The 15,009-nt window shown below is 63.5% G+C and carries 13 protein-coding genes and 1 tRNA gene; 8 read left to right on the top strand and 6 right to left on the bottom strand.

Annotated features, from left to right (window positions below):
- Window positions 1–2: 2 nt before the first annotated feature.
- Both GFD25_RS06440 and GFD25_RS06435 read right to left on the bottom strand, forming a co-directional pair.
- A complete protein-coding gene (locus GFD25_RS06440) occupies window positions 3–494 on the bottom strand; it encodes a hypothetical protein (RefSeq protein WP_163231091.1) in 492 nt (163 codons plus the stop codon).
- Between the two features lie 180 nt (window positions 495–674).
- Window positions 675–1,796 carry a GuaB3 family IMP dehydrogenase-related protein gene (locus tag GFD25_RS06435; protein WP_163231089.1) on the bottom strand — a complete coding sequence of 374 codons (1,122 nt, stop codon included), beginning with the start codon at window positions 1,794–1,796 and terminating at the stop codon, window positions 675–677.
- 138 nt (window positions 1,797–1,934) lie between these two features.
- On the opposite strand from GFD25_RS06435, the gene GFD25_RS06430 reads away from it, so the two are divergent.
- From GFD25_RS06430 to GFD25_RS06410, 5 genes are all read left to right on the top strand, one after another.
- Window positions 1,935–3,155 (top strand): NADP-dependent isocitrate dehydrogenase, encoded by a 1,221-nt coding sequence (locus GFD25_RS06430; RefSeq protein ID WP_163231087.1) that lies wholly within the window; start codon window positions 1,935–1,937, stop codon window positions 3,153–3,155.
- Window positions 3,156–3,365: 210 nt separating this feature from the next.
- Complete coding sequence (locus GFD25_RS06425; protein ID WP_239512441.1) at window positions 3,366–4,955, top strand: type 1 periplasmic-binding domain-containing protein; 1,590 nt, start codon at window positions 3,366–3,368, stop codon at window positions 4,953–4,955.
- Between the two features lie 236 nt (window positions 4,956–5,191).
- Window positions 5,192–5,629, top strand: a complete 438-nt coding sequence (locus GFD25_RS06420) for a YraN family protein (RefSeq protein ID WP_239512440.1) — start codon at window positions 5,192–5,194, stop codon at window positions 5,627–5,629.
- Window positions 5,629–7,158: a YifB family Mg chelatase-like AAA ATPase gene (locus GFD25_RS06415; protein WP_163231085.1), complete on the top strand. Its 1,530-nt coding sequence runs from the start codon at window positions 5,629–5,631 to the stop codon at window positions 7,156–7,158. Before GFD25_RS06420 ends, GFD25_RS06415 begins: the two co-directional genes overlap by 1 nt.
- Window positions 7,155–8,597: a DNA-processing protein DprA gene (locus tag GFD25_RS06410; RefSeq protein WP_163231083.1), complete on the top strand. Its 1,443-nt coding sequence runs from the start codon at window positions 7,155–7,157 to the stop codon at window positions 8,595–8,597. The genes GFD25_RS06415 and GFD25_RS06410 overlap by 4 nt, the downstream gene beginning before the upstream one ends.
- Window positions 8,598–8,605: 8 nt before the next feature.
- Here GFD25_RS06410 and GFD25_RS06405 read toward each other — a convergent pair whose 3' ends face one another.
- Complete coding sequence (locus GFD25_RS06405) at window positions 8,606–8,950, bottom strand: MGMT family protein (RefSeq protein ID WP_163231081.1); 345 nt, start codon at window positions 8,948–8,950, stop codon at window positions 8,606–8,608.
- 106 nt (window positions 8,951–9,056) lie between these two features.
- Here GFD25_RS06405 and GFD25_RS06400 point away from each other — a divergent pair, with 106 nt between their 5' ends.
- From GFD25_RS06400 to GFD25_RS06390, 3 genes are read left to right on the top strand one after another with little or no spacing between them, the layout of a single operon-like run.
- Window positions 9,057–10,937, top strand: coding sequence for an FAD-binding protein (locus tag GFD25_RS06400; protein WP_163231079.1), 1,881 nt, complete (start codon window positions 9,057–9,059; stop codon window positions 10,935–10,937).
- Between the two features lie 57 nt (window positions 10,938–10,994).
- On the top strand, window positions 10,995–11,936 hold the full coding sequence (locus GFD25_RS06395; protein WP_163231077.1) for a succinate dehydrogenase/fumarate reductase iron-sulfur subunit: 942 nt from the start codon (window positions 10,995–10,997) through the stop codon (window positions 11,934–11,936).
- A 54-nt stretch (window positions 11,937–11,990) separates the two neighbouring features.
- The gene (locus GFD25_RS06390) at window positions 11,991–12,662 is read left to right on the top strand and encodes an O-methyltransferase (protein WP_163231074.1); all 672 of its coding nucleotides are present in this window, start codon (window positions 11,991–11,993) and stop codon (window positions 12,660–12,662) included.
- Between the two features lie 8 nt (window positions 12,663–12,670).
- On the opposite strand, the gene GFD25_RS06385 is transcribed toward GFD25_RS06390, so the two are convergent.
- The 3 genes from GFD25_RS06385 to GFD25_RS06375 form a co-directional block, all read right to left on the bottom strand.
- The gene (locus GFD25_RS06385; protein ID WP_239512439.1) at window positions 12,671–13,429 is read right to left on the bottom strand and encodes an LOG family protein; all 759 of its coding nucleotides are present in this window, start codon (window positions 13,427–13,429) and stop codon (window positions 12,671–12,673) included.
- A gap of 36 nt (window positions 13,430–13,465) precedes the next feature.
- A complete protein-coding gene (locus tag GFD25_RS06380; protein WP_163231072.1) occupies window positions 13,466–14,731 on the bottom strand; it encodes a Na+/H+ antiporter NhaA in 1,266 nt (421 codons plus the stop codon).
- A 200-nt stretch (window positions 14,732–14,931) separates the two neighbouring features.
- Window positions 14,932–15,005: transfer RNA gene (locus GFD25_RS06375), tRNA-Arg, on the bottom strand.
- Between the last annotated feature and the right edge of the window lie 4 nt (window positions 15,006–15,009).

The following is a 15,009-nucleotide window of genomic DNA, read 5'->3' as shown; positions in this document are numbered from 1 at the left end:
CCTCATCCGACATCGGCGAGCACGCACATCCAGCGGCACCCGGTCCGCTGAAGGATCACGTTCACCCAATGATGATCGAATCCGATGGTCAGATGGGCCGTTGTCTCGATACGCGTGGGGCTGACGAGCATGCCGTTGATGGACTGCGGGATCACCGGCAGCGTCCCCATGGGATGTCCGAGTTCCGGGTACATCCGACGCTGCTCCTCCAATATGATGGACATGGTGTCGAGCCTTCTGAGACATTGCCCGGTCGCCGTGCGTTGCAGGCTGCTGAGCGGCAGACGGCGGCGTACCACGTCGGTGGACATGCAGGAGATCCGGCATGCCGATAGGGCCAACGCCAGACAGGTTCGGGAATCGATCTCGCCCTCGAAGCACCGGGCGATGTGATAAGGCACCGGCTTCTTCGACAACTCGACGTGAAGGAACCCTTCCTCGGCCGGGATGGGAGTCTTGCACCAAGGCTGGAAATAACGGTATTCGGTGTCCATGGTCTCACTGCTTTCTCTCGGAGGGGACGATGTTCACCTCATTGCGACACCGTCGTCGATCCCATCATCGGGAACGCCCATCCAGTTCAACATACGACAAAAGCCCCCGTCAAATTCGGGGGCTTTATTGTCTGAAAATACGCTGATTTTATGGACGGACCGCCGGGGCCATCACACCGGTCAGCGACCGTAGGGGGTTACCACCACGTTGCAGCGCTGGAAATTCTTGACGTCCACGTAACCCGTGGAGGCCATCGCGCGACGCAGCGCACCGATGTAGTTCACCTGGCCGTCGGCCTGATGGCTCGGCCCGAACAGGATCTGTTCCAGGGTGCCCACCGTGCCGACATCCGTACGGAAGCCTCGCGGCAGCGTCTGGTGACGGGCCTCCGATCCCCAATGCTTGCCATGTCCGGGAGCTTCGACGGCGCGGGCGAGCGGCGCGCCGAGCATCACCGCATCGGCGCCCATGGCCAGAGCCTTGACGAAGCTGCCGGAGTCTCCCATGCCGCCGTCGGCGATGACCTGCACATAACGGCCGCCGGATTCGTCCATGTAATCGCGACGGGCTTCGGCCACGTCGGCGATGGCGGTGGCCATCGGGGCGTGCACGCCGATCGTCTTGCGGGTCGCGGCGACGGCGCCACCGCCGAAACCGACCAGAACGCCGGCCGCTCCGGTGCGCATGAGATGCAGCGCGGCCGTGTAGTTGGCGGCGCCGCCGACGATGACCGGCACGTCGAGATCGTAGATGAACTTCTTGAGGTTAAGCGGCTCATGGTCTTGGCTGACATGCTCGGCGGACACGACGGTGCCACGGATCACGAACAGGTCGACGCCGGCATCGACCACCGTCGAATAGAACTGCTGGGTGCGCTGCGGCGACAGCGCGCCGGCGACGGTCACGCCGGCATCACGGATCTCATGCAGACGCTCGGTGATGAGCTCCGGCTTGACGGGCTCGGCATAGATCTCCTGGATACGGGCGGTCGCCTTGTCCGCCGGCAGATCGGCGATCTCGGCCAACAGCGGCTCCGGATCCTCGTATCGCGTCCATACGCCTTCGAGATCCAGCACGCCGAGCGCGCCGAGCTTGCCCATCGCGATCGCCGTGGCGGGGCTGGTCACCGAATCCATCGGCGCGCCGATCACCGGCACGTCGAACTCGTAGGCGTCCACCTGCCAGCCGGTCGACACGTCCTCGGGGTCGCGGGTGCGCCGGGAGGGGACGATGGCGACATCGTCCAGAGAGTAGGCCAGACGGCCCTTCTTGCCCAAACCGATTTCAATTTCCTGACTCATGCTGCCAAGGCTAATGCCGAGTCGTGACAGTCGGCGTTACGGGCCACGCCGATGTTCCGCGTTTCGGAACCGACCTGCCCGCCGTTACAAACATGCGATAGGACTTGACCCATATCCGCTAATCCCCGAGGAGGCAGCATGGCCAAGATCAAGGTCGAAGGCAAGGTCGTCGAGCTCGACGGCGACGAAATGACACGCGTCATTTGGAAGGACATCAAGGACCGTCTGATCCTGCCCTACCTGGACGTGGATCTCGACTACTACGATCTGGGCATCGAGAACCGCGACGCCACGGACGACCAGGTGACGGTGGATGCCGCCCGGGCGATCCAACGCGAACACGTCGGCGTCAAATGCGCCACGATCACCCCGGACGAGGCCCGTGTCAAGGAGTTCGGCCTGAAGAAGATGTGGAAGTCGCCGAACGGCACGATCCGCAATATCCTCGGCGGCACGATCTTCCGCGAGCCGATCGTCATGAGCAACGTGCCCCGGCTTGTTCCCGGGTGGACCAAGCCGATCGTCGTGGCGCGCCATGCGTTCGGAGACCAGTACAAGGCCACCGATTTCAAGGTTCCGGGAGCCGGACGGCTGACCGTCACGTTCACGCCCGAGGACGGCTCCGAGCCGATCCAGCACGTGGTCTACGACTACGGTCCGGACGGCGGCGTGGCACAGGTGCAGTACAACGTCAACGATTCCATCCGGGGATTCGCGCGGGCATGCTTCAACTACGGCCTGATGCGCCACTACCCCGTGTACCTGTCCACCAAGAACACGATCCTCAAGGCATATGACGGCCAGTTCAAGGACATCTTCGCCGAGGTGTACGAGACGGAGTACAAGGACCGGTTCGAGGCCGAGGGCCTTACCTACGAGCACCGCCTGATCGACGACATGGTGGCCAGCTCGCTCAAGTGGCACGGCGGTTACATCTGGGCGTGCAAGAACTACGACGGCGACGTGCAGTCCGATTCCGTGGCGCAGGGATTCGGCTCGCTGGGCCTGATGACCTCGGTGCTCATGACTCCCGACGGTCAGACGGTGGAGGCCGAGGCCGCGCATGGCACGGTGACGCGTCACTACCGCCGTTGGCTCAAGGGCGAGAAGACATCCACGAATCCGATCGCCTCGATCTTCGCATGGACGGGAGGCCTCAAGCATCGCGCCGACCTGGATGGCACCCCTGAGGTGCGTCATTTTGCCGAAGCATTGGAGAAGGTGATCGTGGACACCGTCGAAGGCGGTCAGATGACCAAGGATCTCGCGATGCTCATCGGCCCCGACCAGCCATGGCTTGACACCGAGGGTTTCATGGACGCTCTCGACGACAACCTTGCCAAGGCGCTGCACGACTGACGCTGCCCGCACTTCCCCAATGGCCTCGGAACCGCATGATCATGCGGTTCCGAGGCCATTGCGTATCGGTGCTACTAGAATCGTGCGCAGATACCGAACGGGATCATGGAAGGATGGACTATGACCTTGCGAAGCCCCATGGAAGCATCAGGGGATGCCATGCCGCGCGCCGACGCCCCGTGGCGCAGGGTCGTACGAAGGATGGCCGTCATGACGATATGCGCCGCCATGACGCTGGGATTGACGGCATGTGCGTCATCGGACGGATCCAAGGACGACAAGACATCCGACGGAACCGATGCTTCGGACCGGGCCGCCGGTTCCGTCGCCATTTTCACGCCGTCGGACGGCGTGACCATATCCGGCAACACGCCGTTGAACAAGTGGACGAAATTCGTTCCCGCTTTGACCGACGCTCTCATTGACGCCGGGTTCAAGAAAAGTAATGTCACTTCCTCGTCCGCCGGCGATCTCGACAAGCAGAGCCGTGACATCCAGGATTACGTGGTCGAACGGATATCCTCGTCGTCGAATACGAACGGCGACGGGTCCGACGCGAACGCAAACGACGCCGTCACACTGGTCGTCGCGCCCATCGCCGACGCCGACGATACGGTTCGCCAGTACGGCGATTACGTCAGCCAATCGGTCACCGCGGACGACGATGCGACGGACACCGGATCGGGGACGTCGTCCTCGCGGGATGCCGTGTCCCGACTGACGTCCGCCTTGAACCTCGCCCGCGAGAACGGCATGCACGTGGTCATGCTGTCAGACACCGTCGAAGGGGTCCAGCCGGATCTGTACGTGCGCATGTCCACGGCCGAACAGATCGGTCGCATACAGGCGCAGAAACTGGTCAGCAAACTCGATCTCGACAAGGTCAGCGCGGACAACCCGAAGAACATCGAGGTGCTGCTGCCCTACACCGCCGAATCCGGATCGGCTTCGGACGGCGTGTTGGGACTGCCGTCAAACGGTGCCCGAAACGCTTCGCAGGAGCCGACCTCGGATAGCTCGGCATTCGCAGAAGCGGCGTTCAAGGGGGTATGGTCCGTCCTGCGGCCGTATTTTGCATCAGGCAAGGCAATCAGCGCATCCGGAACCCTGGACGCGAATACAGGCGACGACGATTGGCGCGACGTGTCATTCGCATGCGCCAAGGAATCCGATGCCCGGGAGGCCTTGCGCGAACGGTTAGGCATGAAGTCGGGGGACGATGCACATACCAGAATCGACGGCGTTATCGCGATGAACGATTTCACGGCCTCCGCCGTGGTCAAGGAACTCGCCGATCTGGGCTATACGGGTTCGGCGGCCGACATCAACCCGTCAATCACGATTTCCGGAATCGTGGAGAACATCACCGGACGCAAGGATCTGCAACGCGGCAAGGTTCCGGATCCGATCAAGGCGCCCGAGTCCTCGCAGCCCGACGACGCGGATGCCGACGACACCGCCGATTCCCATGCCGACGCGAAGGACGTCAACTCGAAATGGCCGATCGTCACCGGCTACGGCGCCTACGTGGACGTCATGCCGCAGATCGTCGCCGGTCAGCAGTGGATGACCGCGCTGGAGGATCGCGATTCCATCGCCAAGGACACGGCGAAGGCGTGCCGCATCCTCAATGCCGGAGACAAGCCGACGACGGACGTGCTACGGTCGTTGACCTCCTCCAAGGTCAACGGCAAGGACACCGCGACGATCGCACGACAATTGATCGCGGTAAGCGCATACAACCTCAAGGACACGCTCATCGATCCCGGATACATCAGCCTCGCCGACGCCGGACTGTAACGCCGTCAACGCGCGGCGTATCACAGGTGCGGATTGTGAGGGCGTGCCGGCTCCATGACATGCCCTCGTAGCCGATTTATCCACATTCAGGGAATGTCCAGCGAAATTATCCACCGCCACTTATCCACAACACGCCGAAGGAAGGCGTCTGCGTCCACAGACCCCGATCCGGCTTGCGCACGACGGACGCGATCTGGTCCACTGATGTCATGGACACCACAGCATCATCAACGGCGATGGCATCGCCGACGGCATCAGACACGGACGACCTGTCGATGGACGACCTGTCGCGGCTCATCGCACGGCATGACATCGGCCCGAAACGGCTCGGCGAACTCGGCGAACGAATCGCCGAACGCTGGCTCGAAGCGCAAGGTCACACGATCATCGGGCGTAATTGGCACTCGCGGTACGGCGAACTCGACCTGATCGTCATGGACCGGCAGAGAACGCTTCTGTTCGTTGAAGTCAAGACACGACGCTCCACCAGATTCGGGATCCCGCAGGAGGCCGTGACCGCGCGCAAGAGGGCCGGTCTGCGACGCACCGGAGTGCAATGGCTGCTGGACCCCGGACGCCGCATCCCGCACCGTGGGGTCCGGTTCGACGTGATCAGCATTCTTGCCCCGCTCGGACAGCCGCCCCATATCGCCCAGATCAAGGAGGCGTTCTGATGGCCATAGGAAGCGCATTGTCGGTGGGGCTGCTCGGACTCAGGCCCTTCGTCATCCAGACCCAGGCGTTCGTTTCGCCCGGGCTCCCGCATTTCTCCATCGTCGGACTGCCCGACACGGCGCTGAGCGAAGCCCGCGAGCGCGTCAAATCGGCATGTCAGGCCGCCGGATTCCGCTGGCCGGAAACCAGGGTGACGGTGAACATGTCGCCCGCGTCGATGCCCAAGCGGGGAGCCTCCCATGACCTGGCGATCGCGGCGAGCGTCCTGAGCGCGGCCGGAGCGATCCCCCATGACGCGTTGGCCGATACGATCGTGCTCGGAGAGGTGAATCTCGACGGCACGGTGCTTCCCATACACGGGTTGCTGCCGATCATGTTGCACGCCCGCGAGCGCGGGGTCCGGCAGCTGATCGTGCCGCAGGCCAACGAGGACGAGGCCGGACTGATCGAGGGCCTGGACGTGGTCTGTGTGCGTCATGTGGGCGAGATGATCGAGCTTATGGGCGGCAAGGCGTCGTATGACCAGTCCTCGAAATCGTGCGTGTCGGGCCGTTCGGAAGCCGGAACGTTCGTGTCTCCGCCGATGGGCGACATGTCCGAGGTGGTGGGTCAGCGGATGACGAAGTGGGCGCTGCAGGTGGCGGCGGCCGGCGGTCATCATCTGCTGATGACCGGACCGCCCGGTTCCGGCAAGACGATGCTCGCTTCCAGGATGCCCGGGATCATGTGCCCGTTGTCCTCCGACGAGCAGTTGGAGGTCGCGTCCATCCGGTCGTTGTGCGGTACGTTGCCGCAGTATGGCATCACCGACGTGCCGCCGTTTGAGGCGCCGCATCATACGTCGTCGACCGCGGCTTTGGTGGGAGGCGGCAGCGGGTTGGCGAGTCCCGGGGCGATCACGCGTTCCCATCATGGCGTGTTGTTCATGGATGAGGCGCCCGAGTTCTCGACGCGCACGTTGCAGACGCTGCGGGAGCCGTTGGAGTCGGGATACGTGGCATTGTCGCGTTCCAAGGGTTCCACGTATTATCCGGCGAGGTTCCAGCTGGTCATGGCGGCGAATCCGTGTCCGTGCGGGTTCGCCTATGGCACCGGAGAGCGGTGCGTCTGTAAGGAGAAGGACCGTATCCGGTACTTCTCCCGCCTGTCGGGGCCGATTCTCGACCGCATCGACATCCAGGTGGAGGTGCCTCCGGTGGAACGGATCGGCACCGGCACGCCCCAAGGAGAACAGTCGAGCCGCGACATGCGCCGGTCGGTGATTCTCGCCAGGACAGCTGCCCGAGAACGGTTTGCGCGGTTCGGATGGTCGTGCAATGCTCAGGCGTCCGGCGAATGGCTGCACAAACATACGTCCGACAAGGCGATCGCGTTGGTCAACCGCGCGCTCGAATCGCAACGGCTGAGTCTGCGCGGGGCGGATCGCGCACTGCGGCTGGCGTGGACGCTGTCCGATCTGGCGGGCCGGGTATCTCCAGGGTATGAGGAGATGAATCAGGGCATCATGCTGCGCACGAGGGTGTCATGAACGGCGACGGACGTGCGGCCTATGCCATGCCGGATGCGGAAACGCTGGCCCGTGCGACGCTTACGTTCTGTCTTAACGATGCCGACGCGATCATGTACGCCACGATCAGGGGTGTCGGCGACGCACGGTCCACGTTGCGGCTGCTGCTCGAATCACGGCCGGCGTCGTCGGACGGAGGAGGACCGGCGCGCGCGAAGCTGGATGAGGCGTTCGTCAACGGTCTTGTACGGTGGGGTCGGCATGCGGACGGACGGTCGATGGACGTGTTCCATCGTGCTCTGGCGCGTTGGCATGAGCGTCTCGACCACCTGCCTACGCTGGATGCCGACTCTTTGGCGGAATGGTTCACCATGAACGGCGCCCAATGGATCATCGGTCCTTCCAATCCGTTCTGGCCGCATCAGCTTGATGATCTGTCGATTCGCAAGGATTGGGCGGCTCCGTTGTGCCTGTGGGGCATCGGGGATCCTGCGGCATTGGTCAGTTGCCCGAAACCGGTGGCGGTGGTCGGTTCGAGGGGCGTGAACGATTACGGGAGGGCGTTGGCGCGCCGGGTCGGCGAACGTGCCGCCTCCGCAGGGCATCTGGTGGTGTCGGGAGGCGCGATGGGCGCCGACGCCGCGGCGCATTGGGGAGCTCTGGGGGCATTGGTTTCGGCACGCGGCCATGAACCGGCCGGCCGAACCGTGGCGGTGTTCGCCGGCGGGCTAAATCGTATCGGACCGCGATGCAACCAACGGTTGTTCGAGAGGATCGTTGATGGTTCCGGCGCGCTGATCAGTGAGTTGTGCCCGGACACGATTCCGGAAGGACGGCGTTTCCTGCTGCGCAACCGGATCATCGCCGCTTTGGCGTCCACGGTGGTCGTCACGCAGGCGCGGCTGCGTTCCGGGGCGTTGAACACGGCGAACTGGGCCGTCGAACTCGGACGCGAGGTGTATGCGGCGCCGGGAGATGCCGGCGCACCGTACAATGCCGGATGCAACCGGATGATCCATGATCACCAGGCGATTCTGCTGATGTCCGGCGACGAGACCGACGAGATCTGCCATCCGCCTCATTCCCCCGTCTCGGTCACCGGAGAGATACCCGCCGCTGACGCGCGCCGATCCCCTCCGGTCTCGTCGCAGGCGACCGATGCGACGGGCGACATCGCATCCGCGCATGATACGGGTCACGAGTCCGATGACGCGCGCATGGACGACAAACGCCGACAGGCCGTATGCACGGCGATCCGACGTTGCCGACGCCGGGGAATCCCGGCAACGGTCGACGCCATCGCCGACGCCTTGGACGACGCCGGACTTGGCGAGTTGCTGGCGTTGCTGGGAAGGATGGAACTCGACGGCATCATTCGCTTGGATCAGGGCACCGTGACGTTCCGCCGCACGGACGACGGGCAATCACGCCTGCATCATGCCCCGACAACACGGCCGTAGAGATGCGTTCACGCATCCCACTGGCATCGCGCCAGGTCAACGCGCCAACCGTCGGCTCCGGCATTGCCGGAACCGGGGCGCGGCGGGATGAACGGCACGTCCTCCTCTTCGAGCAGCGTCCGCTGCTCATCCGGGCCTCCGAAGGCGAACCCCGGAGCCAGCGAGCCGTCACGGAACACGACGCGATGGCATGGGATCACACCGGGTTCGGGATTCGCGTGCAAGGCGAATCCCACGAATCTCGCGTTACGCGGATTACCCGCCAGAACGGCGATCTGACCATACGTGGCCACCATGCCCCGTGGTATCCGCCTCACCACCTCGTACACGCGCTGATTGAATGATCCGGTCATGGCATCCATTATCCCTCGTCTTCGCCGGTCCGCCGTCGACCGGCAGCCGGCCGGCGATGATGCCACGCGCCATGCTTCGTCCCGGCGTCTCCCGACAATCAAGGGTATGAGTCCGAAGCATATCGAAGACATGTACGATGCGGTGATCGTCGGAGCGGGAGCGGCCGGCCTGTCCGCGGCATTGGGAACGTTGCGCTCCGTTGAGATTCGCGGGCTGCTCGATGCCGGCATCGAGCCGAAAATCCTGGTGATCTCCAAGCTGCAGCCGTTGCGCTCGCACACCGGCTCGGCCGAAGGCGGCATCGCCGCGAGCCTGGGCAATGTGGAGGCCGACGACTGGCATTGGCATTATTACGACACCGTCAAAGGCGGCGACTGGCTGGTCGACCAGGACGCGGCCCGTCTGCTGGCGCAATACGCTCCGCAGACGGTGATCAACCTGGAACGTGACGGTGTGGCGTTCTCGCGCACCGATGACGGTCATATCGCGCAGCGTCGCTTCGGTGGCCATACGAGGGACTTCGGCGGCGAGCCGGTACGTCGAGCCGCCTATGCGGCCGATCGCGTGGGGCACCAGATCCTGCATACCCTGTGGCAGCAGTGCGTGGCCGCCGGCGTCGAGTTCGCTGAGGAATGGTACGTGACCGATCTGGCGCTCGATGCGGATCGGTCGAGGGTCGCAGGCGTCGTCGCCTATGACACCCATACCGGCGACGTGCATGCGATCCACGCGCGGAATGTGCTGCTGGCCACCGGAGGCGCGGGTCGCCTGTTCCATACGACGTCGAATTCGTGGGATCTGACCGGCGACGGCATGGCGCTCGCGCTGGCGGCCGGATTGCAGCTTGAGGACATCGAGTTCGTGCAGTTCCATCCGACCGGTCTCGCGCACACCGGCATCCTCCTGTCCGAGGCGGCTCGTGCCGAAGGCGGCGTGCTGCGCAACGCGGATGGCGAGGCGTTCATGGCAACATACGCGCCCGAACATCGTGATCTGGCGGCACGCGACGTGGTGAGCCGCTCGATCATGACGGAGGTCGACGCCGGACGCGGCGTGGCCGATCCGAAGGATCCGAACGGGCCGAAGGATTGCGTGTGGCTCGACATGACCGGCATCGACAAGGACCACATGGAGGCGGTGCTTCCCCAGGTCGTCGAGACGATACGCAAATACGCGAGCATCGATCCCGCGACCGACTGGGTGCCGATCAAGCCCACCGCGCACTACACGATGGGCGGCATCCCGATCGATACGGAAGGCAGGGTCTACCGTTGGTCGCGGGATGAGTCCGGCAATACCGGCCGCAACGTCGTCGAAGGCCTGTTCGCCGCGGGCGAATGCTCATGCGTGTCGGTGCACGGCGCGAACCGTCTCGGCGGCAATTCGCTGCTTGACGCCTGCCTGTTCGGCAACCGTGCCGGCCTGTCCATGGCCGCACGGATCGCCGAGCATCCGACGGCCGATCCCGCCGGGGACGAGATCGGACAAGCGGACGATGAAGCGTACACGGCGCTCGACGCTGCCGCGACCGCGCGCAAGGACGAGGTCACGGCGCTGCTGTCCCGCGATGACGGGGCTGATGGGGAGATCGCGGACGACAACCCGTACCAGGTGCTTGCGGATCTGGGTCGCGTCATGGAACGGGCTGTTGCCGTCCGATGCAGCGCCGACACCATCGCCACGGCTCTCGACACGTTGCAGGACGAGTTCAGGCCACGCACGAATGCGTTGCACGCGCACAGCGACATGGCGGCATTCAACCAGGAGATCACGGCGATCTGGGAATCCCGCCACCTCGTCGCCTTGGCCGAAGCGGTGCTCAAGGCTTCCGATGCGCGTCATGAATCCCGCGGATCGTTGACGCGGCTCGATTATCCGGCACGCGATGACGAACGGTTCCTCGCGCATTCGATGAGCGACCGAGACGGTATCCTGTGGCAGCCTGTGCACATCGTCGATTATCCGCCCAAGGCACGCGCATACTGACGGGCACGGCTTATGGCACAATATAATGTCGTTTCTTGTGTTGAGGAGGCTGGAAGTATGAGCGGCATGGACGATGCGCCGACCACGGTGACGCTGCGCGTGAACCGGTTCACACCACGTCCCGAGCGGGATCGCGGATCCCGAGGAGGCAGCCCCTTCGCCAAGAAGGGAGGGTCTCCGTTCGGCGGCGGCGCTTCTCGCAACCGCCGTCCTCGCGGCAAACAGTGGACCCAGGACTACACGTTGTCGGTCAGGCCCCAGGACACGGTGCTCGACTGCCTGCTGACCATCAAGCGGACGATTGACCCGACGTTGGCGTTCCGTTATTCATGCGGGCACGGCATGTGCGGTTCGGACGCGGTGTCCATCAACGGCACGCCGACGCTGCTGTGCACCGCTACCGTGGCCCAGTGGGCGCGCCATCCCAATCCGCTGTCGCCGACCGATGACGAAGGCTTCCGTCATACCGGCGACGGCGCGGACAACAAGGGGGACCCGGAAGCGTCTGATATGCAGACGGACGGTTTGGGATTGATCGAGCTCGCTCCCCTGCCCGGTTTTCCCGTGCAGCGCGATCTCATCTCCGACATCGATCCGATGCTCGATCAGATCCGCAAACTCAAGCCTTACCTGCAGGCGGACGGAGTGCTCGCCACCACATCGGAAGGCAAGGCGGATGTTTTCGAGTATCTTCAGAACCCGCAGCAACTCGCCAAGTACGAGATGCTGACGAACTGCATCGCCTGCGGCGTGTGCGAGGGCAGCTGTCCGGTATTCGCCGGCGGCGATGCCTTCATCGGACCGGCGGCGCTGATCGCGGCCTCCCGGTTCGTCAACGATTCTCGGGACACGGCCACGGCCGCCCGTCTCGACGCGATCGACACTCAGGACGGCGTGGCGGCATGTCAGTCGGTGCGTGCGTGCTCGCGCCAGTGCCCGCGTGGCATCGATGTCGGTGAGGAAATGTGGCAGATCGTAGCCAAGGTCAAGGAACGCTGACCGTCTCGGCGCCGTTCCGGCATGACTGACGATTCGAATTAACAGTAGGTGGTTATGGATAAAACGTCGTACACGAATCTCGCCAAGGCCTGGGAGTTCGCAGAGGATCATGCATTCGCCCGACAGACCAATGCGCTGAACGCCGCACGCATGCGCGCCGAGGAGGCCGGCTTCACTCAGGGTTCGGCGGCTCAGGCCGAATTACTGTCCACACTCGTGCATCTGACGGGTGCCACGTCGGTGATTGCCATCGGGACCGGTTCGGTCGTGGAGACGTTGCAGCTGATCGCCGGACTCGACAATGCCGGGCAGTTGACGGCGGTCGATTCGTCGGCCCAGGGCATCACGCTGATCCGGTCGCTGTTTGCCAGGCTTTCCGATGGCATCGCGACCAAACTGCGCGCGGTAAATGCCCCGGCCGGCGTGTTTTTGCCCCGGTTGAACGGCGACGATTACGATCTGATCGTCGTGGCCGGCGATGCGGCGAACTATGAAGCGTCTTTCGCTCAGGCGCCTCGCCTGCTGCGTGCACATGGCGCGATCGTGTTCACCGATGTGCTTGCCTTGGAAACGCCCGAGTCGAACGGCGGCGTGCTCAATCCCGCCGATCGTGGGGCCAAGGCGGTCGCCATGCGCGAATTCGTCGAAACCGTGGAATCCGATGAGCGATTCGTTTCCACGCTGACTCCGACCGGAACCGGGTTGCTGGTCGCGGTCAAGCGCTGACCGGCGTCCTACCCCCGTATGTTGCCGGTCGCCACTCCTACGGCTTCCTCCACGTCATCGGTCAGCACCACCAGTTTCGGGTCGAGACCCGAGATCATGCCGCTGTCCTTCACCGTGCCATTCAACCAGTCGAACAGGCCCTGCCAATAATCCGTCCCATACAACGCGACCGGCATCGACGTCATCTTGTGCGTCTGTACGAGCGTGAGCACCTCGAACATCTCATCGAAGGTTCCGAAGCCTCCCGGGCAGATGATCACGCCGGATGCATATTTGGTGAACATGGTCTTGCGCACGAAGAAATACCTGAAGCTCAATCCAAGATTCACGTACTCGTTCAACCCTTGCTCATGCGGCAGTTCGATGCCCAGTCCGATCGATGTGCCGCCGGCCAAGGCGGCGCCTTTGTTGGCGGCCTCCATGATGCCCGGCCCTCCCCCGGTGATGACCGCCATGCCACGCTGGGCGATCATGCGGCCCATGCGTTCGGCTGCCCGATAGTCGTCGCTGTCGGGTTTGACCCGGGCGGAGCCGAACACGCTGACGGCCGGCCCGATATTGGCGAGTTCGTCGAATCCCTCCACAAACTCGGATTGGATGCGCAGTACGCGCCACGGGTCCATGTCACGCCAGTCGCTACTGTCCCCGTTGTTCAGCAGCGCGGCCGTGCTGCTGTCCTCGGGTATCATCGCGCCGCGCATGATGGCCGAACCTCGTTGATAGGTCGCGCCCAGCGGCTCCTTGCCATCGTTGTCTGCAATGATCATGTATATCTCGTTCCTTTCATTTCGGGGAGACGACCGTCAGGCGGAATGCGAAGCGGCGGCGTATCGTTTCGATTGTCGGCTGAGCAGAGCGCCGGAAATCGCGGCGGCGATCAACGATGCCACCAGAACGCCGAAACGTGCCTCGGCGGACAGCTCGAGATTCGCATACGCCAGCGAGGCGATGAGGAACGACACCGTGAAGCCGATGCCACAGGCGCACGCGGCCGGGAACATGTCACGCACGTGCAATCCTTCGGCCATTTTCAGCCCTCCAAGATGAGTGGACAGCCACGCCGTGACCATGATGCCCAATGGCTTGCCCACAACGAGCGCCACGATGATGCCTATGACCACGGGAGACAGCAACAATTCGGGCGTCAGAGCCTCGAAATGCACGCCTGTGGCGAACAATGCGAACATCGGCAAGGCGAGCAACGCGGAGAATGGCTGCAACTTGTCGGCGTACCGTTCGGCGCGAGGCGTCGATTCGCCGAACCGTTCTCGGGCCGGCGTCAGCAGTCCGACGAGCACGCCCGCCAAAGTGGGATGAATGCCCGCTTCGAACATCATCACCCAAGCGAGAACACCGACCATGGCGACGGCGGCCCATGGCACGCGTCTCATTCGCACCAGCACAGCCCACGCGGCGGCGCATACGGCGATGCCCACGAACCAATACCATGCGTTGACCGACGAGAAGAACACGGCGATCAGGATGATCGCCAGCAGATCGTCAACGGTGGCCAGCGTCATCAGAAACGCGCGAATCGAACCAGGCAGTCCCTTGGCGAACAGTGCGAGAACGGCCAGCGAGAACGCGATGTCCGTGGCCGTAGGCACCGCCCACCCATGCACGGTCTCGGAGAACGGGATCACGCTTCCGGTGGTCGGCAGGATCACGTTGCCGACGGACCCCGGTCCGAACGTGGCGAACAGGAAGGTGACCGCCGTGAACAGGATGGGCGGGGCGATCATGCCGCCGACCGCGCACAGCATCGGTACGGCGGCCGCCTTGGGATTGGCGAGAGAACCCGTGGTGAGTTCCTGTTTGAGGTCCAAACCGACCGTAAGGAAGAATATGGTCAGAAGACCATCCTGCGCCCAATGGCCGATCGGCAGGTCGAGATTGGTGCGAGGGACGGCGATATGCGTTTCCGCCACCGTCTCGAACAAGTGAGCGGTCGCCGGCAGATTCGCCAGAATCAGGCCGGCAAAAGCGAATCCGAGCATGATGAGGCCCGATAGCCGGTCGGATGCGGCGATATGCCGTATCGTGCCCCAGAATCCCCGTCGCGTGGTCATGTCGTCTTCCATATGTCCGCATCCCGCCTATTCGCGCCAGCGTGTCCTACATCGTGGGTCATACCGACGCATGGTCATATCAATTGATCCGATTATAGCCGAACATATGTTCTATTCTGCCGAGAGCGTGTCCCTGCGACTCCTCCAACCCCGGTATTGAAAAGTCCCTTGCCTCCATACGGAGACAAGGGACCCCAACGTGCGCCAGACAGGATTCGAACCTGCGACCTGCTGATCCGTAGTCAGCTGCTCTAATCCGCTGGGCTACTGGCGCATAC

The sequence above is a fragment of the Bifidobacterium aerophilum genome, assembly GCF_010667685.1.
Classification (GTDB): domain Bacteria; phylum Actinomycetota; class Actinomycetes; order Actinomycetales; family Bifidobacteriaceae; genus Bifidobacterium; species Bifidobacterium aerophilum.
This window is presented reverse-complemented; position numbering and strand designations above follow the sequence as displayed.

What these genes read in the sequence shown, in the direction of transcription:
- GFD25_RS06415 (WP_163231085.1), top strand. Translation starts at nt 5,629, where the DNA reads ATGGCCATAGGAAGCGCATTGTCGGTGGGGCTGCTCGGACTCAGGCCC.
- GFD25_RS06425 (WP_239512441.1), top strand. Translation starts at nt 3,366, where the DNA reads ATGACGATATGCGCCGCCATGACGCTGGGATTGACGGCATGTGCGTCA.
- GFD25_RS06430 (WP_163231087.1), top strand. Translation starts at nt 1,935, where the DNA reads ATGGCCAAGATCAAGGTCGAAGGCAAGGTCGTCGAGCTCGACGGCGAC.
- GFD25_RS06420 (WP_239512440.1), top strand. Translation starts at nt 5,192, where the DNA reads ATGGCATCGCCGACGGCATCAGACACGGACGACCTGTCGATGGACGAC.
- GFD25_RS06435 (WP_163231089.1), bottom strand. Translation starts at nt 1,796, where the DNA reads ATGAGTCAGGAAATTGAAATCGGTTTGGGCAAGAAGGGCCGTCTGGCC.
- GFD25_RS06385 (WP_239512439.1), bottom strand. Translation starts at nt 13,429, where the DNA reads ATGATCATTGCAGACAACGATGGCAAGGAGCCGCTGGGCGCGACCTAT.
- GFD25_RS06405 (WP_163231081.1), bottom strand. Translation starts at nt 8,950, where the DNA reads ATGACCGGATCATTCAATCAGCGCGTGTACGAGGTGGTGAGGCGGATA.
- GFD25_RS06400 (WP_163231079.1), top strand. Translation starts at nt 9,057, where the DNA reads ATGAGTCCGAAGCATATCGAAGACATGTACGATGCGGTGATCGTCGGA.
- GFD25_RS06395 (WP_163231077.1), top strand. Translation starts at nt 10,995, where the DNA reads ATGAGCGGCATGGACGATGCGCCGACCACGGTGACGCTGCGCGTGAAC.
- GFD25_RS06410 (WP_163231083.1), top strand. Translation starts at nt 7,155, where the DNA reads ATGAACGGCGACGGACGTGCGGCCTATGCCATGCCGGATGCGGAAACG.
- GFD25_RS06390 (WP_163231074.1), top strand. Translation starts at nt 11,991, where the DNA reads ATGGATAAAACGTCGTACACGAATCTCGCCAAGGCCTGGGAGTTCGCA.
- GFD25_RS06380 (WP_163231072.1), bottom strand. Translation starts at nt 14,731, where the DNA reads ATGACCACGCGACGGGGATTCTGGGGCACGATACGGCATATCGCCGCA.
- GFD25_RS06440 (WP_163231091.1), bottom strand. Translation starts at nt 494, where the DNA reads ATGGACACCGAATACCGTTATTTCCAGCCTTGGTGCAAGACTCCCATC.